This window comes from Burkholderia sp. MSMB0856 (assembly GCF_001524645.2).
Taxonomy (GTDB): domain Bacteria; phylum Pseudomonadota; class Gammaproteobacteria; order Burkholderiales; family Burkholderiaceae; genus Burkholderia; species Burkholderia diffusa.
Genome location: NZ_CP013429.1, coordinates 959,696 through 984,752 on the forward strand (window position 1 = coordinate 959,696; position 25,057 = coordinate 984,752).

General features: G+C 62.4%; 17 protein-coding genes, 2 tRNA genes, 3 rRNA genes and 1 pseudogene. 17 read left to right on the forward strand and 6 right to left on the reverse strand.

Going from position 1 to position 25,057, the window contains the following annotated elements; genetic code table 11:
- Positions 1-824: 824 nt before the first annotated feature.
- The gene (locus tag WS87_RS32965) at positions 825-1,151 is read left to right on the forward strand and encodes a hypothetical protein (RefSeq protein WP_044848822.1); all 327 of its coding nucleotides are present in this window, start codon (positions 825-827) and stop codon (positions 1,149-1,151) included.
- Between the two features lie 366 nt (positions 1,152-1,517).
- On the opposite strand, the gene gcvA is transcribed toward WS87_RS32965, so the two are convergent.
- On the reverse strand, positions 1,518-2,420 hold the full coding sequence (gcvA, locus tag WS87_RS32970) for a transcriptional regulator GcvA (RefSeq protein WP_059820739.1): 903 nt from the start codon (positions 2,418-2,420) through the stop codon (positions 1,518-1,520).
- A gap of 140 nt (positions 2,421-2,560) precedes the next feature.
- Here gcvA and WS87_RS32975 point away from each other — a divergent pair, with 140 nt between their 5' ends.
- Positions 2,561-3,859: an adenylosuccinate synthase gene (locus WS87_RS32975; protein WP_059820738.1), complete on the forward strand. Its 1,299-nt coding sequence runs from the start codon at positions 2,561-2,563 to the stop codon at positions 3,857-3,859.
- A 235-nt stretch (positions 3,860-4,094) separates the two neighbouring features.
- A complete protein-coding gene (locus tag WS87_RS32980; protein ID WP_059697535.1) occupies positions 4,095-5,036 on the forward strand; it encodes a LysR family transcriptional regulator in 942 nt (313 codons plus the stop codon).
- Between the two features lie 317 nt (positions 5,037-5,353).
- Here WS87_RS32980 and WS87_RS32985 read toward each other — a convergent pair whose 3' ends face one another.
- Together WS87_RS32985 and WS87_RS32990 are read right to left on the reverse strand one after the other, a co-directional pair.
- Positions 5,354-6,067 (reverse strand): dienelactone hydrolase family protein, encoded by a 714-nt coding sequence (locus tag WS87_RS32985; RefSeq protein WP_059820737.1) that lies wholly within the window; start codon positions 6,065-6,067, stop codon positions 5,354-5,356.
- Between the two features lie 311 nt (positions 6,068-6,378).
- Positions 6,379-6,690: a DUF4148 domain-containing protein gene (locus WS87_RS32990; protein ID WP_059697418.1), complete on the reverse strand. Its 312-nt coding sequence runs from the start codon at positions 6,688-6,690 to the stop codon at positions 6,379-6,381.
- Positions 6,691-7,339: 649 nt separating this feature from the next.
- On the opposite strand from WS87_RS32990, the gene parS reads away from it, so the two are divergent.
- Entirely contained in the window at positions 7,340-7,795 is a 456-nt protein-coding gene (parS, locus tag WS87_RS32995; RefSeq protein WP_006753033.1) for a type II RES/Xre toxin-antitoxin system antitoxin, read from the forward strand.
- Positions 7,792-8,271, forward strand: a complete 480-nt coding sequence (locus tag WS87_RS33000; protein ID WP_059820736.1) for an RES family NAD+ phosphorylase — start codon at positions 7,792-7,794, stop codon at positions 8,269-8,271. Before parS ends, WS87_RS33000 begins: the two co-directional genes overlap by 4 nt.
- Before the next feature lie 105 nt (positions 8,272-8,376).
- On the opposite strand, the pseudogene WS87_RS34430 reads toward WS87_RS33000, so the two are convergent.
- Positions 8,377-8,505 (reverse strand): annotated as a pseudogene (locus WS87_RS34430) (tyrosine-type recombinase/integrase); the annotation flags it as partial.
- On the opposite strand from WS87_RS34430, the gene WS87_RS34435 reads away from it, so the two are divergent.
- The 7 genes from WS87_RS34435 (at position 8,466) to WS87_RS33040 (ending at position 17,138) form a co-directional block, all read left to right on the forward strand.
- The gene (locus tag WS87_RS34435) at positions 8,466-9,050 is read left to right on the forward strand and encodes a hypothetical protein (RefSeq protein ID WP_236873291.1); all 585 of its coding nucleotides are present in this window, start codon (positions 8,466-8,468) and stop codon (positions 9,048-9,050) included. The pseudogene WS87_RS34430 and the gene WS87_RS34435 sit on opposite strands and share 40 nt — an antisense overlap.
- A gap of 85 nt (positions 9,051-9,135) precedes the next feature.
- Positions 9,136-9,675, forward strand: coding sequence for a hypothetical protein (locus tag WS87_RS33015; protein ID WP_059530850.1), 540 nt, complete (start codon positions 9,136-9,138; stop codon positions 9,673-9,675).
- A gap of 301 nt (positions 9,676-9,976) precedes the next feature.
- Positions 9,977-10,738, forward strand: a complete 762-nt coding sequence (locus WS87_RS33020) for a hypothetical protein (protein ID WP_059820735.1) — start codon at positions 9,977-9,979, stop codon at positions 10,736-10,738.
- A gap of 329 nt (positions 10,739-11,067) precedes the next feature.
- Complete coding sequence (locus WS87_RS33025) at positions 11,068-12,318, forward strand: metallophosphoesterase family protein (protein WP_059530856.1); 1,251 nt, start codon at positions 11,068-11,070, stop codon at positions 12,316-12,318.
- 3 nt (positions 12,319-12,321) lie between these two features.
- Complete coding sequence (locus tag WS87_RS33030) at positions 12,322-15,792, forward strand: ATP-binding protein (RefSeq protein WP_059820734.1); 3,471 nt, start codon at positions 12,322-12,324, stop codon at positions 15,790-15,792.
- A gap of 122 nt (positions 15,793-15,914) precedes the next feature.
- A complete protein-coding gene (locus tag WS87_RS33035; RefSeq protein WP_059699304.1) occupies positions 15,915-16,439 on the forward strand; it encodes an HD domain-containing protein in 525 nt (174 codons plus the stop codon).
- Between the two features lie 9 nt (positions 16,440-16,448).
- Positions 16,449-17,138 (forward strand): DUF429 domain-containing protein, encoded by a 690-nt coding sequence (locus WS87_RS33040; RefSeq protein WP_059820733.1) that lies wholly within the window; start codon positions 16,449-16,451, stop codon positions 17,136-17,138.
- Positions 17,139-17,327: 189 nt separating this feature from the next.
- Here WS87_RS33040 and WS87_RS33045 read toward each other — a convergent pair whose 3' ends face one another.
- Complete coding sequence (locus WS87_RS33045) at positions 17,328-17,765, reverse strand: ATPase (RefSeq protein WP_236873292.1); 438 nt, start codon at positions 17,763-17,765, stop codon at positions 17,328-17,330.
- Positions 17,766-18,475: 710 nt separating this feature from the next.
- On the opposite strand from WS87_RS33045, the gene WS87_RS33050 reads away from it, so the two are divergent.
- From WS87_RS33050 to rrf, 5 genes are all read left to right on the forward strand, one after another.
- A 16S ribosomal RNA gene (locus tag WS87_RS33050) occupies positions 18,476-20,008 on the forward strand.
- Between the two features lie 64 nt (positions 20,009-20,072).
- Positions 20,073-20,149: transfer RNA gene (locus WS87_RS33055), tRNA-Ile, on the forward strand.
- Between the two features lie 39 nt (positions 20,150-20,188).
- A tRNA-Ala gene (locus tag WS87_RS33060) sits at positions 20,189-20,264 on the forward strand.
- Between the two features lie 272 nt (positions 20,265-20,536).
- A 23S ribosomal RNA gene (locus WS87_RS33070) occupies positions 20,537-23,418 on the forward strand.
- 132 nt (positions 23,419-23,550) lie between these two features.
- Positions 23,551-23,663: ribosomal RNA gene (gene rrf / locus WS87_RS33075) — 5S ribosomal RNA — on the forward strand.
- Together the 16S, 23S and 5S rRNA genes with 2 tRNA genes alongside form the textbook arrangement of a ribosomal RNA operon.
- Positions 23,664-23,879: 216 nt before the next feature.
- On the opposite strand, the gene WS87_RS33080 is transcribed toward rrf, so the two are convergent.
- Positions 23,880-25,003 (reverse strand): IS3-like element ISBvi7 family transposase gene (locus WS87_RS33080; RefSeq protein WP_107938004.1). Its coding sequence is split into 2 segments (ribosomal slippage): positions 23,880-24,742 and positions 24,742-25,003, totalling 1,125 coding nucleotides; the frame shifts between segments, so codons are not numbered across the junction.
- Positions 25,004-25,057: the final 54 nt, after the last annotated feature.

Here is a 25,057-nt window from a genome sequence, read left to right on the forward strand (position 1 = left end):
TGGAAAAGCTGTGAGGCACGCGCGCAGCGCCTGGTGTGTCGCCGTCCTTGCCGCATAGACTCGAGACTCTTCGCGACGTCGGTACGATGACTAGCGTCGCGCATTCGCTCATACGACCATTAGCGTGGTGCCCGTGCCAATCGTGAACAAATGCCTATCGAAGCGTTCACCTTGAGCGGCGGAGGTCGTCTCTACCCGCAAACGTCATCTCCCACATCTGGCGACGAATAGAACCGAACAGGTAGCCACGCGTGCGACGATCGGTTACCCGATCGTTCGCATTGTGTCGACGTGCGGGAAATGCGGCAGGCTCGGTACAGAATGAAGCGTGGTCGTTTATGGGAGGAACCGTCGTTCGCGCGACAGCGAATCGCAACATGGCGCACAGGTTCGCGATTCCGTTGCATATCCCGCTCATGAGGCGACGATCGCGTTGCGCGAGCAGCAGATTCCACGGGTGAAACAGTCGGCGTCGCGCGAGTGCGTAAAGCACCGAAATCGATCTCATCCTCATCGGCAATCTGCACCGTATCGGTGGAACGATCCGCTTCGTTACACGGTTGCGGCGGTCGTGCACGCTGCGTGATTCCCGAGCACGATGCATCACCTGGCCCCTGCGAAACGCGGGGCGGACGTGCGCGGAACACATGACGATACGACGCCCCATACGCGTATTCCCAACAATGTATGCATGATGGCGCCACATTTTTTTCAACGCGGTTATGATGCAAAGGCCCTGACCGCGACATGAAGACCGACCAGGGGCAGGGGCGGTATCTCGATGTGCTTTCACTCCGTGACCAATCAGAAAAGAGAGTTCAGCGATGCGAATCCAGATCAAAAAACTGACGCTGGCTGCGACGGCAGCCGCGTTCCTCTTCGGCTCCGCCGCTCCGGTGTTCGCGCAGACCGACGCCAGTGCACCGGCCGCATCCGCCGCATCGGATGCGAAAGCCGCGAAACGTGAAGCACGCAAGGCAGCACGGGCAAAACGCAAAGCCGAACACAAGGCAGCGCGTGCGAAGAACAACGCCGAACTGAAGAAACTCGAAGACGCTGGTTACAAGCCGGCGGCCAACGATCCGAACTATCCGCAGAATCTGCAGAACGCTGAGAAGAAGGCGGGCGAAGCCGCTGGCGCAAGCCAATAAGCGTTCCCCCCACGAGACAAACCCCGGCACGAGCCGGGGTTTGTCGTTTCTGCTGCCGAAACGCGATGCGCGACCGGTCACCATGGAGGCGTGATATCCGAGTCAATTGATTCGATATCCTTTGTTTCTTGGTGAGGTGAATGCCAACTCGATTCGTTTAGTCTTCCTGTGCTCCTTGAGCGACACGCCCAATTCTGCTTGTTCAGTCTAAGAGGAATCCTACGGATTACAACAGATCGTTAGATGAATCACGAGGCGAGAAGCGATCATTCGCGAGCAATACCACTCCGCGCAAAGGCACATGAAACCCGCACCAATCGAGCTGGTGCGCATTGCGCAACGACTGTCGCCGACATACCGGCTTGATCAGCGCCGCGCATCCGCCGTTGCGTTCCCCGTTGCTTTCAGCCAGTCCTTGAATGCCCGCACGGCTTCGTCTTCCGCGCGTGCAGCCGCCACGTAAGTGAAATAGCGCCACGGCGGTAGTGCCGGTTCGCTGAACGGCTGCACCAGCCGGCCTTCGGCGATGTCGTCCGCAACGAGGGCGATCGGCCCCATTGCGACGCCGAGGCCGTCGAGCGCGCCTTGCAGCGTCAGATAGAAATGCTCGAGCGTGAGCGAATGCCGCGGCACCAGATTCGCGTGCCCGGCCGCCGCGAGCCACTCGGGCCACATACCGGGGTACGTCGCCGCATGCAGCAGTGTGAAGCCGGCGAGATCGGCCGGCGTACGCAACGGCCGACCCTCGAGCAGCTTCGGCGCGCATACGGGCAGCCGGATTTCGGATAGAAACTCTTCGGCAACATATCCGTCGATCGCCTGCGGGCCGCCGCGGACGATCAGGTCGACCTTGTCGCGCAACTTCTCGATGGGCTCGTTCGACGTCGACAGCCGCACCTCGATGGCCGGATGCGCAACCTGGAACGACGACAGCTTCGGCACGAGCCAGCGAAGCGAAAACGTCGCGGGCGCGCTGACGCGCAGCACGCGCTGCTGCCCCTGGCCGAAATGCTGCGCGGTGGCGAGCGCGATCCGGTCGAACGACGCACCGACCTCAGCAAGGTACATGCGACCGGCGTCGGTCAGTTCGACGCGCCGGTTGTGGCGCTCGAACAGTGGTCGGCCAAGCCATGCCTCAAGTTGTTGAACATGCCGGCTGATCGCGCCATGCGTCACGCACAGCTCGTTGGCGGCGAGCGTGAAACTGCCGAGGCGGGCCGCGGCTTCGAACGCGCGCAGCGAATTCAATGGAGGGAGTCGTCGGGCCATGCATCGTTTCGCGTGAAATTTATTCACACGACTGCTCAGATTTAATCGTTTGATCGGGTGATCCTGCTCCGCCAATATGGCACACAAACGGCCAATGCGGCCGGAATGGATGTCTGGATTTCTCACATGGAGTATGGAGCATGCCGAACGTGGTGGTGGTGGGCGCCCAATGGGGTGACGAAGGCAAGGGACGCGTCGTGGATTGGCTGGCGGCGCAGGCCGATCTCGTCGCACGCTACAACGGCGGCCACAACGCGGGGCATACGCTGGTCGTCGGCGACAAGACGTACAAGCTCGCGCTGCTGCCGAGCGGCATCGTGCGCGGCAAGCGCGGTGTGATCGGCAACGGCGTGGCGCTCGATCCGGAAGCACTCCTGGCCGAGATCGGACGCATGGCCCAGCTCGGGCTGTCAGTGACGCCGGACAATCTGTCGATCGCGGAGAACGCCACGCTGGTCCTGCCGATTCACCGTGTTATCGACCAGGCGCAGGAGCGTCTACGTCGCGAACCCATCGGCACCACGCTGCGCGGGATCGGGCCAGCTTACGAGGACAAGGTCGGGCGCCGCGGGCTGCGGGTCGCCGATCTGGCGGAGCCGTGCCAGCTTGCCGATAAGCTCGACGTGCTGGTCGATCACCACAATGCATGGTTCCGCGGCCTGGGGCTCGAGCCGTGCTCGCGCGACGCGATGCTGGCAACGCTGGTCGACATCGCGCCGAAGATCCTGCCGTTCGTGCGTCCCGTGTGGGCCGACCTCAATGACGCGAACGACCGCGGCGAGCGCATCTTGTTCGAGGGCTCGCAGGCCGTGATGCTCGACATCGACTGGGGCACGTATCCGTTCGTGACGTCGTCGGGCACTGTTGCATCGGCCGCGGCGGCCGGCACGGGCCTCGGCGCGTCCAAACTCGGCCATGTACTGGGTGTGACCAAGGCGTACGCGACACGCGTCGGCGGCGGACCGTTCCTCACCGAACTGACCGACGCCACCGGCGAAGCGCTGCGCGCGCGTGGCCAGGAGTTCGGCGTCAACACGGGCCGGCCGCGCCGCTGCGGATGGCTCGACGCCGCGCAGTTGCGGCAGGCGGTGCGGATTTCGGGCATCGATTCACTCGCGCTCACCAAGCTCGACGTGCTCGACGTGCTCGACGGCGTCAAGTCAATCCAGCTGTGCGTCGGCTACGAACTTGACGGCGCACGTGTCGACTATCTGCCCGCGAGCGTCGATGCGCAGGCGCGCGCAACGCCCGTCTACGAAACGTTCCCCGGATGGGACGGCACCGTGAAGGGTGTACGCGAGCGCGCGGCGTTGCCGCGTGCCGCACGGGATTTCATCGCGCGCGTCGAGACGATCGCGGGCGTGTCCGTGTCGATGATCACGACCGGCGCCGAGCGCGACGACACGATCGTGCTGCGCAATCCCTTCGACCCGATCTGAGCGTGACGCTACACGCGCGATGTGTGCCCCGGCAGGCCGCAATGCGGCCTGCAACGATCCGGTGCCGGTCGTCCTTCGACATGCGGCGCCGCATGAACGATCGCCCGCCAATGCGGCGCACGGCAAACTGGACACGTCTGCACCGCTGCGGTACTGTTCCGCACAATTCGCGCCAGACCGGAACGTGCCGGGGCGGGCGCCGCTGCAAGGCGATTTCAATCCCGGGGACATGTCGATGGACACGTTACAGATGATGCGCATTTTCGTCCGGGTGGCGGAGGAGGGCAGCTTCACGAGCGCGGCCCAGCGCCTGGACATCACCACCGCCTACGCATCGCGCTCGGTCGCGCAACTCGAAACGCACCTGCGCACCCGTCTGCTCAACCGGAGCACGCGCCGCATCGCATTGACGGATGCCGGACAGCGCTATCTCGACCGCTGCCAGCGCATCCTCGGCTATATCGACGAAGCGGAAGCCGAGGCGGCCGACGCGCAGGCGAAGCCGTCGGGCCGCTTGCATGTGCATGCGACGACCAGTTTCGGTCAGGCCTACCTGGTACCGGCGGTGGTGCGATACCGGCAGCGTTATCCGTCGGTGGCCGTCGAGCTCACGCTGTCGCAGCACGTGCCCGACATCATCGACGAAGGCTACGACGTGTCGCTCCAATTGAGTGCGACGGAGCTGCCCGACTCGGGACTGGTGTCGCAGCGGCTCGGCGATGTGCACAGCGTGCTGTGTGCGTCGCCGGCATACCTGAAGGAACGGGGCACGCCGCGCACCGTGCGCGATCTCGAATCGCATGCGTGCCTGCAGATCGTCACGCCGATCTTTCCGCGCGACCGGTGGCATCTTGACGGCCCTGATGGTCGCGAGACGTTCGAACTGCCGCTGCCGGATTTTCAGGTCAATATCGCCGATGCGCTCGGCGCCGCATTGCGCGCCGGCCTCGGGATCGGCTCATTGCCGATGTCGACCGCGGTGCCTGCACTGGCGAGCGGTGCGCTGGTTCGCGTGTTGCCCGAGTACCGGCTGCAGAAGCTGACGGTCTACACGCTGTATGCGTCGCGCCAGTACCTCGATGCAAAGATCCGCACGTTCGTCGATTTCCTGCGCGAATGCGTGCCCGAAATGCTGTCCGCCGACGAGGCGGCGCTGCGCGGTTCCTGCGAGTCCTGAGCGAAGGTGGACAACGAGTGACGGGTCGAATGACCCGGCACTCGCAGACGCGGTCCGTGAATCGACGTTTGGCCGTGCAGGATATTTTGCATACCGAACTTGATGGCGAGGGCGCGGCCGAGTTTTCGAAACGGTGGTGTATTGCGGAGCCGGCCGTGGCACACACATTCCGTCGTGCGCTTCGGTGTCGAACCCGTGACGCGCGAGACGGTCGCATAACGCATTCGCTCCATAAAACGACGACGCCACGGCTGCAAGGCCGTGGCGTTCGCTTCATGTGCATCGCAGCTCAGCAGCGGTGGAGATCCGCTGCGATATTACTGCTGCTTGTCCCAGAGCGTGCGCCCGAAGAACGTGAGCGTTCGATCCCACGCGATCTGCGACCACACCGGATCGAACTGCGTGCCGCCGATGCGGCCCGGGCCGACAGCCGTTTCGTTCGCGAACCCGTGATGCGCGAGATAGCGGTGGAATTCGACGTCGACCTTTGCGTCGGTCAGCTTCTTTTCCAGCGCATCGACCTGGTCGATCGCGAAGAACGCATCCTGCGTGCCCCAGTGGCCCATCAGCGGCACTTTGATCTTCGACGGATCGAGGTAGTCGAGCGGGGGGAAGCCATACCAGGTAACGCCGGCGTCCGCATCGGCGAACTGCAGCGACAGCAGCGTGAGAGCGCCGCCCATGCAGAAGCCGGTGATCGCCACGCGCGACGCGCGCGTCTTCAGGTATTGCACCGCGCCGGGAATGTCCTGCGATGCCGCATCGCCGAAATCGAGGCCCGTCATCAGGTGATGCGCTTCTTCCTCCTCGACGGTCGACTTGCCGCGATACAGGTCGGGCACGAGCGCAATGTAGCCGCAGCGCGCGAGGCGATCGGCGACGCCGCGAATCTGGTCATTCAGGCCCCACCACTCCTGAATGACGACGACCGCGGGTGCACCTTCGGTCTTTTCCGGCGTGGCGAGGTAGCCCTGCAGTTCCTGGCCGTCCGGACGGCGAAACGTGATCATGGAACCGGATGTTTGAGACATGAAACCGCTCCTTTTCGAAAAATGCGATGAGTGCGGCATCGGATCGGCCAGCGAGTGGGTATGCCCGGTGAGTCGAGGCTTCGCTCGCGTTCGCTTCGGCCGGCGCCGACCACGCGGCCATTCTATGCGCAAACGCCGGCGGTCTGCGTGAACGGCGCGTTGCGGCGGCCGATCCGCGCCCACGCGTCGGTTGGGCTGCGTGCAGCGCGCATGTCGCGTGCACCGAAAGCGAAACACCCCGCCCCGGTGAACGGGAGCGGGGTGCTTCGTCGGCAGCGGGCGTATCGCGGTATGCGCAGCGTGCGGCGGTCTTACTGGCCGAAATAGACCGAGTCGTGAGCGTTCTGCTTGACCGCGATCGCGCGGCCAGTACGCACGCCGGCCGCAGCCTGTGCGCCGTAACCCGTCGAGTCGCTGTTCGTCACGCGTGCCTGCGCGGTCTGCAGCGCATTCGGATAGTGGACGTCGGACACTTCCGGCTTGTACCCGGCCTGTTCGAGCTGGACGAGTTCTGCGCGGACCTGAGCGCGCGTCAGTTGGTCCGATGGGTTCGACTGAGCGAATGCGCCAAGGGATGCGGACAGGGCAGCGGCAGCGGCGACTGCGTAGATGAACGACTTCATGGTGACCTCCGGTTTTCGTAGATTTCGCGCTTCGCTGGTTACGTTGAGCGGTTGATTGCATCGTAGCGATCGCGATACCGGTCGGGAATACACGTTCCAGCGAATAATTATTGCAACTGGGTAAACGATTCAAGGGAGAAATGGGGGTTTGTCTGATGATTGTTGGTGTGCATGATGGCGGTCGCGGGTTGCAGTTGGCGCAGCATCGTCGGCGGACCGGATGATTCGCAAGGCATGTTGGCGCAGAACCGATGGGCGGGCGCGCTCCGGGAGGGCGACCGTACGCCGATCCCGTTCAGTAGATGGCCAAATCGAATCGGATAACGAAGTATCGATGGCGGGCACGAAAATTCGCTTTCCCAATCGCGTTGCAATTGAGACAGGGCAGGTGCCGCTCTGCCGATGGTTATTCATCAGAAAAATTGTTACGTGACAACTTCATGACGTCAGCGAGCGGTTTGATATACGTGATTTCGCGATTTCCGCTCCACGGCGAATCTTCAACCACGCGTGATGGGGGCAGGGCCGCGAGCAGGGAAGCCGCTTCGCCGCCACCAAGAACTGCCGGCCGTCGGGGCGGCCACCGACCGAATTCGCCCGTCTTCGGCAAAACGCCTATAATGATTGGGCAAATTGCCGGAGAAGAGCCATGAGTACGATCGCGTTTCATCCGTCGGGCGTCGCGCACCCGCGCCAGGCCGAGTTCACGATCCTCGAGCAGCTGCTCGCGATTCGCGTGCGCTCGGGCGCCGATCTCGCCGAGCTGGCGAGCGCGCGCGTCGACGTCGCGGTGATCGACCGGCTGTCGGAGCGCGGCCTGAAGTCCGATGAACTCGCTTTCATCATCCCGCGGCGCACGCTGAGCCATCGCCGCCAGGCGCACGAGCGCCTGTCACCGGAGGAATCCGACAAGGCGATCCGGCTGGCGCGCATCGTCGCACAGGCGACGGCCACGTTCGGCGACCAGGACAAGGCGATGGCGTGGCTGCGCAACGGGCTCCAGCGCTTCGGCGGACGCACGTCGCTCGACATGTCGAGTACCGAGCATGGCGCGCGACTCGTCGAAGAAGCCCTCACGCAGATCGACGAGGGGTACTTCGCTTGACGACGCTGTGGCGGATCAGCAATTACGCGGACCTGAAAGGCGTCGGCGGATTGCGGGCCGGCGGGCGCTGGCATTTTGCCGGGCAGCCCGTCGTCTACCTCGCCGAGCATCCGGCGCTCGCGCTGCTCGAGACGCTCGTTCACTTCGAAATCGCCACCGTCGCGCAATTGCCGAGCGGATACCAGTTGCTTCGCATCGAGGTGCCTGAATCGGTGGACGTTGCCGAGATCGCGGATGGCGATGCGCCGGCCGACTGGCGAGAGAACGTCGACTGGACCCGCAGTGCCGGGACCGAGTGGTTGCATACGCAACCGAGCGCCTTGCTGCGCGTCCCGAGCGTCGTCGTGCCGCACGCGCATAACTTTCTGTTGAATCCGCTGCATCCTGCCGCAACCGACATCCGCATCGCGGAAGTCATTCAGTCGCCGTATGACACCCGCATTCTGCGGCTGATCCAGTCGAACAAGGGCGAATAGGACTGACCGCACGTCGTTGCGTGCACAACGCCGATCAGCATTCTCGCGTGCGCGATCGGCGCCCGCATCGGGTGCCCGCGTCAGCCGGATTCGCGTAACCGTTCACAAGCTGGCGAGACCAAGCATCGCGCTGACATCGGCATGCGGATGTCCGTCGAGCAACGGGCGGCGCGCATATGTGTTGCGCAGCACGTGTGGACTCAGGTCGGCTGCGTGAAAGCCGCTCGCGTGCAGCCAGGCAAGCGGCCGCGCAGCTCGAAGTCGCCGATGATCGTGCCGGTCTGCGGTTCGAAGCGGGCACGGCGCTGCGCGTCACCGACATGGAACATGAAGGCGGCGCATGGCAGCAACGATCGACGAACAGAACGACCACGCATCGTGGCAAGTGGCCGGGATTTTTCGATTTACTCTGTGATGTCGATTGCGGTCGCGCGCTGACCAGCCGCGAGGCGGAGCCGTTCGACGTCTGCTGGATGATGGCATTCGACAAAATCGACAGCGATCCCGGCGTGCATGTCCGACGACATCGAGCTGATCGCGAGAAGCCGATTATCTGGCTGCACCGACGGCTGGCCGACACACGTTCTTTGGGACGCCTACAGGAATGGTCGCTTTCCGTGCTAGCAGATACTTCGTGCGCCGATTCATGCCATCGAGCGACGCCAATCACGCGCCGAGCGCGATGTTTGTCAAACAGTGTGAGTCAATCGTCAGCATTTGCAACTGAAGTAACAGTCCCCGCAATTCGATGGTTTTGGACGTTGGCGCGGCTACATTAGCTCCACCTGCCGCACGTCGCGGCGAGGCATGCGACCAGCCGCATGACGGCGGCCCGCAGCAACAACGTCTTTGGGGAGAATGACCATGAACAAGATTCGCACGATTCTGCTTGGTGCCGCGCTGACGGCAATCGCATCGGCTGCTTTCGCACAAACGGCGCAGACGGGCGCGGAAGGTTCCGCCGGCGTCGGCGCACAAGTCCAGACGCCGCTGCTCGGCGGTGGTGTGGGCGTGCAGGCAGGTGCAGGCGCGAATGCCGCGGGCTCGGGTTCGGGCGCAGGCAATCTCGTCGGCGGTGCGCTGAACGGCGTGGGCAAGACGGTTGGCGGCGTCGGCTCGGCAGCGGGCAACGCGGTCGGTGGCGCGACGCAGGCAGTCGGCTCGGCCGCCGGCTCGGCGAAGGATGCCGCGGCATCGGCCGTGCACGCGACGAAGTCGCACGTGAAGCATGTCGCGAACTCCGCGAAGAGCCACGTGCAAGGCGCGGTATCGACGGCGGGTGATGTCGCCGGTGGCGCGAAGGCAAAGGCCGGCGAAGCGCTCGAGGGCGCGACGAACGCGGTGCAGGGCGGCGCTTCGGTCGGCGTGAAGGGTTCGGCGTCGGCACAAGGCGGCGCGCTGTAAGCGATACGCTTCCCGCCAAGGCCCGGCCCGCTTCGATGCGGGCCGGGCTTTTTTCATTGGGCGCGCCGCGCATCGTGGTCGCGTTGGTGTGCCGTGGATCGAAACAGGCGGTCCGCACACCCTCTGCCCATTGCTTGCTCACCGTGCTTAAATAGCGAGGCTCCCGATCGCCGGGCCGCCCTCGGGCGGCGCAGGTCGATTCAGGCAAGCATGTCCGAGCGGCATCGTGACGACAGACGACTCCAAAGTGCCGCCCCGGCCTGCCCGGCGTGGTCCGATAACATTCCGAGGCATCACGATCATGACCATCCTGTTCCGTCTTCTCGCGCTCGCTTGCGTGCTGTGGCTCGCGGCGTGCGCGTCGCCGCCCCCGACTTCGGCGAGCGCACCGGCCAGCCAGGATGCCGGCGAACGTCGCGGGCTCGGCACCGCGTGGGGCGAGTCGGTGCATTCCGAAACCCGCAAGGTCGATTTCAAACGCGCGGATCCGACGACGCCGACGGATCTCGCGTCGGTCTACTACAACGATGCACTGCCCGGGCATCCGCCCGCGTCGCGGATTCGCCGGTTGCCGACGCGCGTCGCGCTCGCGAACGGCGACATCGCGTTGTCGTTCACGGACGAGAAAGGCGCGCCGCTGCGTCTCGCGCGCAGCGACGGCCGCTGGCACATGGCGGGTGTCGAAGGCGCACGCTATATGATCGTGCTGCGCAACCAGGGGCGCCGCGCGTTCGAGGTCGTGTCGACGGTCGACGGGCTCGACGTGCTGTCGGGGCGGCCGGGCAGCTATGCGAACGGTGGCTACGTGCTGTATCCGGGCCGTACGCTGACGATCGAGGGCTTCCGCAAGAGCCGCGATGAAGTCGCCGCGTTCCGCTTCGCGTCGGTGCCCGACAGCTACGTCGCGAATTCGAAGTACGGCGATACGGCGAACGTCGGCGTGATCGGCGTTGCGCTGTTCGCACAGAAGGAAAGCGATGAGGAAGCGTTGCGTCGCAATGCGAATCCGTTCCCGGGCAACGACGACGGCTTTGCGCCGCGACCCGCGCCGCGCCGCGAGTGACACGCACGGGACGAATGTCGAGGGTGCCGTCAGCCGTCGACTTCAGAAGATCATCCGAGGCATCGCGACCGCCGTGTTTCGGGGCGCAGGTTCGTCGAGGCTGCGCGATCACGCGCGGATTGAGGGCGTGGAGTCGTGCACCTTCCCGACGCCCGCTTTCAGGTACCATCCCGACCCGCTGGCGACAGGTGGCATCATCGCCTGGACGAGCGTTGCATCGCGACGATGCAACGGCGACGGTCCGGTTCGTACCTCGCCCGCGTTGCGTCGCTCGACGGCGCACAATGCTTGTCGACATCGCCCCTTCGTCCTGAAACAGAGGAATCTTCGTGAAGTTCATCCACGCGGCAGACATTCATCTTGACAGCCCGTTGCACGGCCTGAGCGCGTATCCCGACGCGCCGGCCGCGCAGTTGCGCAACGCGTCGCGCGAGGCGCTGCGGCAGCTCGTGGATCGTGCGATCGAAGAGGCGGTCGCGTTCCTCGTGATCGCCGGCGACCTGTACGACGGCGACTGGAAGGACCACAACACCGGCATTTTCTTCGGCCAGCAAATGGGGCGCCTGCGCAAGGCCGGCATTCGCGCATTCGTGCTCGGCGGCAATCACGATGCCGAAAGCGAGATGACGAAGAAGCTGACCTTGCCTGACAACGTCACCGTGTTCGGCCATCGCAAGCCGGAAACCCATCGGCTGCCGGAATTCGACGTCGCGCTGCATGGGCAGAGCTTCAAGGACAAGGCCGTCGTCGACAATCTCGCGATCGGCTATCCGGATCCCGTGCCGGGCCATTACAACATCGGCGTACTGCACACCGCGCTCGAAGGCTATGCGGCGCATGCGAACTATGCGCCGTGCACGCTGGCGGAACTGCACGCGAAGGGCTACGACTACTGGGCGCTCGGCCACGTGCACGAGTTCCAGCAATGGTCGGGGCCGTCGACCGTCGTGTTTCCCGGCAACCTGCAGGGTCGCCATATCCGCGAGACGGGCCGCCGCGGCGCGGTGCTCGTGACGGTCGAGCAGGGGCGCACGCAGGTCGAGCGCCTGTACCTCGACGTGCTGCGCTGGGAAGCCCTGTCGGTCGACGCATCCGATTGCTTCACGGTCGCCGACCTGTCGAGAAAGATCGGCCAGTCGCTGGAGGCGCTGTTGACCGTCGACGGTCACGTGCCGCGCGCGGTGCGCGTGACGGTCACGGGGCGCACGCCCGCGCACGGTCTTTTCTTCGGCCGTGCGCCCCAATTGCGCGCGGAGGTGCTGAATCAGATCGGCATCATCGGCAACGAACGGCTGTGGCTGGAGAAGGTCCGTCTCGCGACATCCGCGCCCGAGCAGCCGCAGGGCGAGAGCGAGCAGCTCGAGGCGCTGGAGGATCTGAAGCAGATTCTGGCCGACGCCGCGCACGATCCGGATTTTCTCGCGCTGCTCGAACGCGACCTGAAGCCGTTCGTCGGCAAGGTGCGCAGCGACGTGAAGGAAGAGGTGCCGCTGCTGACGATGGCGCGCGCGGGCGAACTCACGGCGCTGGTCGAGCAGGTCGGTCCCGCGTTGCTCGCGCGGCTGGCGAGGGGGGAATAAGCGATGCGCATCAGCCAGCTCGATCTAATCAAGTACGGCAAGTTCACCGACGAGACGCTGCGCTTTCCGTCGGCCGGACAGGATTTTCACGTGATCGTGGGGCCGAACGAGGCCGGCAAGTCGACGATCCGGACGGCCGTGTCGGAACTGCTGTTCGGGATGAAACTGCAGACGCCGCTCGACTTCCTGCATGCGACGCCCGACCTGCGGATCGGCGGCGTGCTGGAGGGGGGCACCGGCGCGCTTGCATTTCATCGCGCCCGCGGGCGCAGCCCGTTGCGCACGCCCGCCGACGACAAGCTGCCGGACGACTACCTCGCGGCCATCCTCGACGGCGCGACGCGCGAGTTTTTCGAGCAGATGTTCGGGCTCGACCATGGGCGGCTCGTCGACGGCGGCCGGAGCATTCTCGATGCGTCCGACAAGCTCGGCCAGGTGCTGTTCGAATCGGCGGCGGGTGTCGGCACCCTCGGGCCCGTGCGCGAGGAGCTCGACGCGCGTGCGGGCGAGCTGTGGGCGCCGCGACGCAGCGGCAGCGCGTTCGCGCACGCCGAGACGTCGTTCAACGAAGCGGTCGGCGAACTGAAGGCGGTCCAGGTGCGCACGCGTGACTGGGTCGATCGCAAGGAGGCGCGCGACGCGGTCGAGCAGGAGATCGAGCACGCGCGCGTGGAGCAGCGCCGCCTCGAAGCGCTGCGTTCGAAGCTCGAGCGTGTGCGGCGGCTGGCGCCATACCTGAAGGAACTGACGATCAAGGAAGCGGCGCTTGCCGAACTGGGCACAGTCGTCGAGCTGCCGCCGACCGCGTATGCCGACTTGCTGAAAGCGCAAGGCGATCTCGCGGCGGAACAGAAGGTGCTCGAGGAGCGTCGCACGGACCTGTTCGCGAAACGCCAGGCGCGCGATGCGATCGATCCGGACGCCGATGCGCTGGCGCTCGAAGGCGACATCGAAGCGCTCGACCGGTTGCGCGGCGCATGCATGAATCACGCTCAGGATCTGCTGTTGCTCGGCGCGGACGTGGAGCGGCATCTGACCGCCGCGGGCTCCGCGGCCGCGCAGCTCGGCTGGCCGATCGACGAGGCGTCGCTGCGCGCGGCATTGCCGACCGCGCTGTCGCTGACGACTGTCGCGAATCTCTTGCGCGACCACGGCGCGCTGCATCAGGCGCTGGCCGGCGCGCGGGAATCGCTCGACGAACGCATGCAGGAACTCGCGCAGGCGCAGGAACAACTCGCGCGTCTGTCTACCGTCGATGTGCCGGAAGTGCTTCGTGCCGCGCTCGCCGATGCGCAGGGCTTTCGCGGTAGCGGCCAGCGCGAACTGGCGCTCGAGCGCGACATTGCCGCCGCCGAGCGCACGCTCGCCGACGCGCTCGATGCGCTCGGCCAGTGGCGCAGGCCGGTCGACGCGCTGCGTGTGCTCGACGTGCCGTCGGCGGCGCGGCTCGGTGCGCTGCTCAACGAAGCAAGCGAGCGCGCGAGCGCGGCGGCCGCCGCGCGCGATGCACGGGACGGCGCGCAGGAAGAATACGAGCGGCTCGAACTGCAGGAGAGACATTTCGCGGAGACCCACAAGGTCGTCACGACTGCCGAAGTGCTGGCGGCGCGCGCGCGTCGCGACGGCGCGTGGGGCGACATCCGCAACGGCGTGGTCGATCTGGCAACGGGCGCGCCGGCCGTCGACGATGCGATCCGGCTCGCCGACGAACTCGTCGACGCGCAGCTCGGCGCCACGCAAGCGGCGGCGACGCTGCAATCACTGCGTCAACAGGTCGAATCCGCGCGTGCCATGCTGATGCGCAGACAGTCGGCCATGGACGAGCGCGAACGCGAACTCGCCGTGCATCGCGACGTGTGGTCTGAATTGGCGACGACGGCCGGCGTGCCCGGCATGCCGCTGGCGGCGATGGGCGACTGGCTCGCGAAGCGCGACACGGTGTTTGCCGCGCAGTTCGAACTTGACCGCCAGCGCCGCGAATTCGCGACGATCCGCGATGCACGCGCCGGCGCGGAAGCCGCGTTGCGTTCGGCGCTGCGCCTGGTCTCGCGCGGCGGCGACGCCGACGGGTTGGCGGCACTCATCGCGATCGCCGAGACGTTCGTGCAGTCGGCGGAGAAGACGCTTGCGCAGAAGGACAGCCTCGAGGACCGCGCGCGCGAAGCCGAACGCGGATGCGCGACGGCCCGTTCGCGCGCGGGCCAGGCCCAGGCCGCCTACGATGCGTGGCAAGCACAATGGCGCGACGCGCTCGCCGACGCGAAGCTGTCCGCGAACGCGGTGACGCTGGCTGCGGCGGAAGGGGCGCTCGGGCTCGCGAATGCGGTGACGGAAGAGCTGGCCGCCGCCGATGCGCCGCGCAACCGGATCGCCGCGATTCGTGCCGAGCTGGCTGCGCTCGAGGCCGGTGCCCGGCGGCTGGCCGAAGCGCTCGAACCCGAATGGCTGGCGAGCGGCAACTGGCTGGACGTCGCGCGCCGATTGACGATGCGCGTGGCGGCCGCACGGGAAACCGCGCGTGCAATCGATCGTGCCGACGACGCGGTGCGGCAGGCCGACGGCAAGGTCGCCGACGCGGCCGCCGCGGTGGCGGGTGCGGACGCACGCATTCAGCCGTTGCTGCAACTGGCCGGCGTCGCGTCGATCGACGCGGCGCTGCCGCTGGCCGAACGATCGGATCGCCAGCGCCAGCTTCGACAGGCCGTCGATGTCGCGAAGGAGGCACTGGTGCGCGATGGCGACGGGTTGTCCCAGTCGGCCGTCGAGGCCGAGGTCGCGGAACAGGACATCGCCGACGTGCCCGCGCATCTTGAGGCGGTGAAGCAGTCGCTCGACGACGTCGGCAAGCGCCTGAACGCGCTCGCGCAACAGCAGGTCGTCGCCCAGCAGGCATTCGGCGCGATCGACGGCCAGGCGAACGCGGCCGTGGCCGAGGCGAAGCGGCAGGAAGCGCTGGCCGCGATGGGCGACGCGGCTGAACAGTATCTGGAAGCAGCGACCGCGAGCCGTCTGCTGAAGTGGGCGACCGATCGCTATCGCGACCAGAAGCAGGGGCCGATGCTGCGCCGCGCGGGCGAGATTTTCGCGGGGCTGACGCTGGGCGAATTCGCGCGGCTGACCGTCGACACCGAACGGACGCCGCCTGCGCTGTACGCGCGACGCACGAAGGGCACGTCGGTCGAGGTCGCCGGCCTGAGCGAAGGGACGCGCGATCAGTTGTTCCTCGCGCTGCGGATCGCGGCGCTCGAATTGCAGCTCGCGAGCAGGACCGCGCTGCCGTTCGTTGCCGACGATCTGTTCATCAACTTCGACGATGCGCGCGCGAAGGCGGGACTCGAGGCACTGCGCGATCTGTCGACGCGAACGCAGGTGCTGTTTCTGACGCACCACGATCACCTGCTGCCGCTCGTGCGCGACGTGTTCGGCGCGCAGGTGAACGTGGTGGGGCTGGAGCGCGAGGCGGCCGGCGCATGACGGCGCGCGGCCCGATGTTCCGATATGTGGGAATGGTCATCGCGTACAGGTAGTATGTGCGGTTCCGAAACGCACGCGACCGGTTCAGCCCGGTCGCGGGTCCGGCCACACGAGGGATCAACATGAACAAGCTGGTAGCTGCCATCGCGTTCGCGGCGGACAAGCATCGCAATCAGCGGCGCAAGGACGATGAGGCATCGCCGTACATCAACCATCCGATCGCGCTGGCCGCCGTGCTGGCCAACGAGGCCGGCATCGAGGACGAGCGCGTGATCGTCGCGGCGGTGTTGCACGACACGATCGAGGATACGGAGACCACCGAGCAGGAGTTGCTGCGGCTGTTCGGCAAGGACGTCGCGGACATCGTGATGGAAGTCACCGACGACAAGTCGTTGCCGAAGGACGAGCGCAAGCGCCTGCAGATCGAGCATGCGGCGACCATCAGCCGGCGCGCGAAGCTCGTGAAGCTCGCCGACAAGATCTGCAACTTGCGTGACATCGCGCGACATCCACCCGCGGACTGGCCCCTCGAGCGCAAGCAGGCGTACTTCGACTGGGCGAAGTCGGTCGTCGACCGGATGCGCGGCGTGCATCCGGGCCTCGAAGGGATCTTCGACGCCGCGTATGACGCGCGGCCGGCGGACTGACGCACAGCCATGCAGGCGGCCCGATCCCGCTCCCGATCAGTCGCACGGTCGTTGCCCGCGGTGGCGGGCGTCGACGTGGGCGGCGACAAGAAGCGATGCGATCTCGTGATCTTGCGCGGCGCGACGATCGTTTGCCGCGAGGAGCGGATCGCGCCCGAAGCGCTGCCTTCACTGTGTATCGAGCATGACGTGGTGGCGGTCGGCGTCGACGCACCGAGCCTTTGGTGGACGGGCAGCGGACGCCGGGCTGCCGAGCAGGCGCTCGCGCGTGAACGGATCTCGTGTTTTCCGACGCCATCGCGCGAGCAGGCCGTGGCCAGCACGTCGGGCTTCTTCGACTGGATGTTCATGGGAGAGCGCGTCTACCGCGCGCTGGCCGACGCCTATCCGCTGCTGACCGACGCGCGCTATGCCGGCGGGCGCGTGAGCTTCGAGACTTATCCGTACGCGATTACCTGTGCGTTGCTTGGCAAGGCGATTGCTTCGGCGAAGCAGAAACGCAACCAGCGCCGGCAATTGCTGACCCAACTCGGGATCGACGTGTCGACACTGCGATCGGTCGACGCGCGGGACGCGACGTTGTGCGCATTGACCGCGCAATACGTGATCGACGGAAACGCGCACGCGTACGGCGATGCGGAAGGCGGGTATATCCGTGTGCCGATCGTCGGCGAGACGATCGTTCTCGATACGCTCTAGTCACGGACCGCGGCTGGCCGATACGCGTGAACCCGCGACAGGAAGGTGAGCTCTTTCGGGAGAAGCATCGGACATGTCGATGTCGAGGTGTCGAGCAGTGACAGCCGGTCGGCATGTGCGGGGCAGCTGGCGTGCGCAACACGCAACATATATGCAGTTGACGCACCGCGCGCCTCTCGGCCGGGATGCTCAGTCTTCGAGAATGGACTTCGGCACGCTGGAGAGATCGCAGGCAGCCGCTTGCTCGAAATAGCCTTGCGCATCGTCGATCATCACGACCGCGACGTCGATCAGTTCGTCGAGTCGCTGCAGCAGCGATTCGCGCCATTCGATGTCCTCGTCGCGCTCGGGCGTTTTGTCGAGCTGCTCGATGATCGAGTCGGCCGTCTGCAGGAACGGGATTGCCTGTTGATAGTTTTCGATCGAGACCATCGCTGAGTTGCGCGCGCCGACGAGTCGTTCACGATGCTCGTCCGCCAGGTCGGAGACACCGCTGATGCGGGGCAGGACATTCGAGATACGTTGCAGGAGCGGCGGGACCTGTTCTTCGAGCATGACGGCGCGCTCGCGCAGCGCGGCGTATTCATCGCGGAGATCGGCGTCGCCGGATTGAGTGGTGCTGTCCATCGTCGGTATGAGTGCGTTGTTCGATCGCGGCATGATACTCGACGACGTGCGCTCTCTTGTTTGTGCCGTGGGGTTGTGTCCGGCGCGAGGCAAATACGGAGCGCGGTTGAACAGAGGGCGTATTCAATCTGCTGTATAGGATAGGTGGAAAGAAGGACTCGCCCCGGATTCGTCGCGGGCTCCTTGCGCAGCATGCGGTATGCAGGGCGTCAGGCCGAAGCCCCCGTGCGCCGCCGCGCACGGGGGCTTTTTCAAAATATTTTCACAAAGGGGTTGCGGAGACCGGGGTGGGTGCTTAGAATCACGCCTCTTTCGCGCTAACGGAAACGCAGCGCGGAGGAAGAAGAGAAGCGGTGCGGTCGAGGGCAGGTTGTAGAGCCCCGGCGCACACGAAGTTGAACCCCCGCCGTCGCAACGAAGCAGTTCAGAAAGTTGTTGACGAGCTGAAAAAGACGGTTCATAATCTCGCTTCTCTGCTGCTGAAAACGCAGCGCTGCTGAGAAACTCCAGGTTTCTTGCAGAAATGCTCTTTAAAAATTAACAGCCGATAAGTGTGGGCGCTTGATGGCCGCGAGCTGATCCTCGGATCAGAAAGCGAAAGTATCAAGAGTCTCACACTAAAGTAAGTCAGGTTTATGAAGTGATTCATATACCTGTCAGCTTTGAGTGAGCGACCGGTTCTTAACGGAACCGAAAACAGTAACAGGTTTAAACTGAAGAGTTTGATCCTGGCTCAGATTGAACGCTGGCGGCATGCCTTACACATGCAAGTCGAACGGCAGCACGGGTGCTTGCACCTGGTGGCGAGTGGCGAACGGGTGAGTAATACATCGGAACATGTCCTGTAGTGGGGGATAGCCCGGCGAAAGCCGGATTAATACCGCATACGATCTACGGATGAAAGCGGGGGACCTTCGGGCCTCGCGCTATAGGGTTGGCCGATGGCTGATTAGCTAGTTGGTGGGGTAAAGGCCTACCAAGGCGACGATCAGTAGCTGGTCTGAGAGGACGACCAGCCACACTGGGACTGAGACACGGCCCAGACTCCTACGGGAGGCAGCAGTGGGGAATTTTGGACAATGGGCGAAAGCCTGATCCAGCAATGCCGCGTGTGTGAAGAAGGCCTTCGGGTTGTAAAGCACTTTTGTCCGGAAAGAAATCCTTGGTCCTAATATGGCCGGGGGATGACGGTACCGGAAGAATAAGCACCGGCTAACTACGTGCCAGCAGCCGCGGTAATACGTAGGGTGCAAGCGTTAATCGGAATTACTGGGCGTAAAGCGTGCGCAGGCGGTTTGCTAAGACCGATGTGAAATCCCCGGGCTCAACCTGGGAACTGCATTGGTGACTGGCAGGCTAGAGTATGGCAGAGGGGGGTAGAATTCCACGTGTAGCAGTGAAATGCGTAGAGATGTGGAGGAATACCGATGGCGAAGGCAGCCCCCTGGGCCAATACTGACGCTCATGCACGAAAGCGTGGGGAGCAAACAGGATTAGATACCCTGGTAGTCCACGCCCTAAACGATGTCAACTAGTTGTTGGGGATTCATTTCCTTAGTAACGTAGCTAACGCGTGAAGTTGACCGCCTGGGGAGTACGGTCGCAAGATTAAAACTCAAAGGAATTGACGGGGACCCGCACAAGCGGTGGATGATGTGGATTAATTCGATGCAACGCGAAAAACCTTACCTACCCTTGACATGGTCGGAATCCTGCTGAGAGGCGGGAGTGCTCGAAAGAGAACCGGCGCACAGGTGCTGCATGGCTGTCGTCAGCTCGTGTCGTGAGATGTTGGGTTAAGTCCCGCAACGAGCGCAACCCTTGTCCTTAGTTGCTACGCAAGAGCACTCTAAGGAGACTGCCGGTGACAAACCGGAGGAAGGTGGGGATGACGTCAAGTCCTCATGGCCCTTATGGGTAGGGCTTCACACGTCATACAATGGTCGGAACAGAGGGTTGCCAACCCGCGAGGGGGAGCTAATCCCAGAAAACCGATCGTAGTCCGGATTGCACTCTGCAACTCGAGTGCATGAAGCTGGAATCGCTAGTAATCGCGGATCAGCATGCCGCGGTGAATACGTTCCCGGGTCTTGTACACACCGCCCGTCACACCATGGGAGTGGGTTTTACCAGAAGTGGCTAGTCTAACCGCAAGGAGGACGGTCACCACGGTAGGATTCATGACTGGGGTGAAGTCGTAACAAGGTAGCCGTATCGGAAGGTGCGGCTGGATCACCTCCTTTCCAGAGCTATCTCGCAAAATTGAGCGCTCACGCTTATCGGCTGTAAATTTAAAGACAGACTCAGGGGTCTGTAGCTCAGTCGGTTAGAGCACCGTCTTGATAAGGCGGGGGTCGTTGGTTCGAATCCAACCAGACCCACCATTGTCTGGCGGTAGGTACCTGAGGCAAATCTGTACTCATGGGGGCATAGCTCAGCTGGGAGAGCACCTGCTTTGCAAGCAGGGGGTCGTCGGTTCGATCCCGTCTGCCTCCACCAATCTTCAATGACAAGCGTTCGAGGTGCTCGAGTGTTTGTCATTGGCGATTGAGCCAGTCAGAGCGGTACGTAGGATGTATCGGCTGTCGTTCTTTAACAATCTGGAAGAAGTAAGTAATTTGGATAGCGGAAGCGTCTTGAGATGGACGTGGAAACTATCCGGGTTGTGATTGTATCGATGTATCTCAAGATGATTCGAACTCTATGTTTGACTCAATTGGAATACGGCACAACGCGAGAACTCAACCTGTAACGAGACAGACTCGTTATAGGGTCAAGCGAACAAGTGCATGTGGTGGATGCCTTGGCGATCACAGGCGATGAAGGACGCGGTAGCCTGCGAAAAGCTACGGGGAGCTGGCAAACGAGCTTTGATCCGTAGATGTCCGAATGGGGAAACCCACTCCTTTTGGAGTATCCATGGCTGAATACATAGGCCATGCGAAGCGAACGCGGTGAACTGAAACATCTAAGTAACCGCAGGAAAAGAAATCAACCGAGATTCCCAAAGTAGTGGCGAGCGAAATGGGATGAGCCTTGCACTCTTTATTTGTATTGTTAGCCGAACGCTCTGGAAAGTGCGGCCATAGCAGGTGATAGCCCTGTAGGCGAAAACAGTATGAAAGAACTAGGTGTGCGACAAGTAGGGCGGGACACGTGAAATCCTGTCTGAAGATGGGGGGACCATCCTCCAAGGCTAAATACTCGTGATCGACCGATAGTGAACCAGTACCGTGAGGGAAAGGCGAAAAGAACCCCGGGAGGGGAGTGAAATAGATCCTGAAACCGCATGCATACAAACAGTCGGAGCCTCGTAAGGGGTGACGGCGTACCTTTTGTATAATGGGTCAGCGACTTACGTTCAGTAGCAAGCTTAACCGTATAGGGCAGGCGTAGCGAAAGCGAGTCCGAATAGGGCGTTCAGTTGCTGGGCGTAGACCCGAAACCAGGTGATCTATCCATGGCCAGGATGAAGGTGCGGTAACACGTACTGGAGGTCCGAACCCACTAACGTTGAAAAGTTAGGGGATGAGCTGTGGATAGGGGTGAAAGGCTAAACAAACCTGGAAATAGCTGGTTCTCTCCGAAAACTATTTAGGTAGTGCCTCGTGTCTCACCTTCGGGGGTAGAGCACTGTCATGGTTGGGGGGTCTATTGCAGATTACCCCGCCATAGCAAACTCCGAATACCGAAGAGTGCAATCACGGGAGACAGACATCGGGTGCTAACGTCCGGTGTCAAGAGGGAAACAACCCAGACCGCCAGCTAAGGTCCCCAAATATAGCTAAGTGGGAAACGAAGTGGGAAGGCTAAAACAGTCAGGAGGTTGGCTTAGAAGCAGCCACCCTTTAAAGAAAGCGTAATAGCTCACTGATCGAGTCGTCCTGCGCGGAAGATGTAACGGGGCTAAGCTATATACCGAAGCTGCGGATGCGTGCTTTGCACGCATGGTAGGAGAGCGTTCCGTAAGCCTGCGAAGGTGCCTTGTAAAGGGTGCTGGAGGTATCGGAAGTGCGAATGCTGACATGAGTAGCGATAAAGGGGGTGAAAGGCCCCCTCGCCGTAAGCCCAAGGTTTCCTACGCAACGTTCATCGGCGTAGGGTGAGTCGGCCCCTAAGGCGAGGCAGAAATGCGTAGCTGATGGGAAGCAGGTCAATATTCCTGCACCATTGTTAGATGCGATGGGGGGACGGATCGCGGAAGGTTGTCCGGGTGTTGGAAGTCCCGGTCGCTGCATTGGAGAAGGCGCTTAGGCAAATCCGGGCGCAGGATTCAAGGGTGTGGCGCGAGCTCCTTAGGGAGCGAAGCAATTGGAAGTGGTTCCAAGAAAAGCCTCTAAGCTTCAGTCTAACGATGACCGTACCGCAAACCGACACAGGTGGGCGAGATGAGTATTCTAAGGCGCTTGAGAGAACTCGGGAGAAGGAACTCGGCAAATTGGTACCGTAACTTCGGGATAAGGTACGCCCTTGTAGCTTGACTGGCCTGCGCCAGGAGGGTGAAGGGGTTGCAATAAACTGGTGGCTGCGACTGTTTAATAAAAACACAGCACTCTGCAAACACGAAAGTGGACGTATAGGGTGTGACGCCTGCCCGGTGCCGGAAGATTAAATGATGGGGTGCAAGCTCTTGATTGAAGTCCCGGTAAACGGCGGCCGTAACTATAACGGTCCTAAGGTAGCGAAATTCCTTGTCGGGTAAGTTCCGACCTGCACGAATGGCGTAACGATGGCCACACTGTCTCCTCCCGAGACTCAGCGAAGTTGAAGTGTTTGTGATGATGCAATCTACCCGCGGCTAGACGGAAAGACCCCATGAACCTTTACTGTAGCTTTGCATTGGACTTTGAACCGATCTGTGTAGGATAGGTGGGAGGCTATGAAACCGGAACGCTAGTTTCGGTGGAGCCGTCCTTGAAATACCACCCTGGTTTGTTTGAGGTTCTAACCTTGGCCCGTGATCCGGGTCGGGGACAGTGCATGGTAGGCAGTTTGACTGGGGCGGTCTCCTCCCAAAGCGTAACGGAGGAGTACGAAGGTACGCTAGGTACGGTCGGAAATCGTGCTGATAGTGCAATGGCATAAGCGTGCTTAACTGCGAGACCGACAAGTCGAGCAGGTGCGAAAGCAGGTCATAGTGATCCGGTGGTTCTGTATGGAAGGGCCATCGCTCAACGGATAAAAGGTACTCTGGGGATAACAGGCTGATACCGCCCAAGAGTTCATATCGACGGCGGTGTTTGGCACCTCGATGTCGGCTCATCTCATCCTGGGGCTGTAGCCGGTCCCAAGGGTATGGCTGTTCGCCATTTAAAGAGGTACGTGAGCTGGGTTTAAAACGTCGTGAGACAGTTTGGTCCCTATCTGCCGTGGGCGTTGGATATTTGAAGGGGGCTGCTCCTAGTACGAGAGGACCGGAGTGGACGAACCTCTGGTGTACCGGTTGTCACGCCAGTGGCATCGCCGGGTAGCTATGTTCGGAAGAGATAACCGCTGAAAGCATCTAAGCGGGAAACTCGCCTTAAGATGAGATATCCCTGGGGACTAGATCCCCTTGAAGGGTCGTTCGAGACCAGGACGTTGATAGGTCAGGTGTGTAAGCGCAGTAATGCGTTCAGCTAACTGATACTAATTGCCCGTAAGGCTTGATCCTATAACAAGTCTGTCTCGCGCTGACTACAGCGCGTCGGACTGGTTGATTCTCGTGTGTGATACACACAACTCAAAATTACTGCTTCTTCCCAGATTGGTTCTGTTGGCCATGCCAGCAGGACAACCCTCTTTGCCTGATGACCATAGCGAGTCGGTCCCACCCCTTCCCATCCCGAACAGGACCGTGAAACGACTCTACGCCGATGATAGTGCGGATTCCCGTGTGAAAGTAGGTAATCGTCAGGCTCCCTAAGCCAGAAACCCCCGCCCAAACAGGCGGGGGTTTCTGCATTGGCGCGATGGAAATGCGCGAGATGACAGAGAACCGTCCCCATCTTGCAAACTGCATACTTTCCCGAGGACTCCTTTTCACCGATTGACCTGCTCCCCGCGTTTAGTACGGTGACAGTGTAGAGTCCGTTCCAGAGTGAACGGTCCCGGTTTTCAGTGCCAAAGGCAATGTTAGTCTTCGGCGTTCTGTTGGTCCGTCAGTTGGGCCTGCAGGCCCAACTGACGGACGTATTCGGCAGGCGGCACTTCACCGAGAGCCCTGTGAGGCCGACTCTCGTTGTATTCGACCCGCCATCGCTCAATCTGCTCCCTGGCGTCGGCCAGCGATGTGAACCAGTGCACGTTCAGGCATTCATCGCGAAGCGTGCCGTTGAACGACTCCACGAATGCGTTATCCGTTGGCTTGCCGGGCCGGCTGAAGGCAATCTCGACCTTGTGATGGTAAGCCCACAGGTCCATCACCTGACTCGTAAATTCCGAGCCGTTGTCACAAAACAGCGTGCGGGGCGCTCCGCGTTTGCTCCTCAATTCATCCAGTGCACGCACGACATCTGAAGCGCTCAGTCGCTGGCCAACATCGATGGCTAGTGCTTCGCGCGTAAAGACGTCGATGATGGTCAGCGCGCGGAACCTCTGGCCGTTCGAAAGCTGGTCGGCGACGAAGTCCAAACTCCACGCCTGATTTGCCGCCGTCGACTTTGCACGTGCCGGGCGGCTCATCTGTGCACGTCGCTTGCGATTTGGTCTGTAGCGCAGCGACAGCCCTTCCTCACGATACAAACGGTACAGCCGATTCTTGCTGACCTGATAGCCCTCCCGTAGCAGCAGCACGCGTATCTTGCGGTAACCATAGCGCACCCGCGTCGCCGCGATTTCACACATGCGCTGCCGCAATGCAGTCTGCGGGTCGCGGTGGCTGCGATACTGGTACACCGAGCGCGATATGGCCACCAGGCGGCAGGCACGCCGCTCTGCTACTCCATAGGCGGACTTTAGATAATCCACGACATGGCGCCTCGGCGATGAATTCACCACTTTTTTTTCAATACGTCGGTCAGCATCGCCTTGTCCAACGTCAGCTCCGCGACCACCTTCTTCAGTTGGACGTTCTCGTCTTGAAGCTGCTTGAGCTGCCGCACCTGGTCCGTCTGCAAACCGGCATATACCTTCTTCCAGCGATAGAAGGTTTGCTCCGAAATGCCCACGTGACGAATCAGTTCCGCTACCGGCATGCCTGCTTCGGCCTGTTTCAACACCGCCACAATCTGCTCCACACTGAAGCGCTTGCGTTTCATCGTACGGCTCCTTTCATACTGAAAAAGTCCGCCGAAAACTCGCTTACATCATGG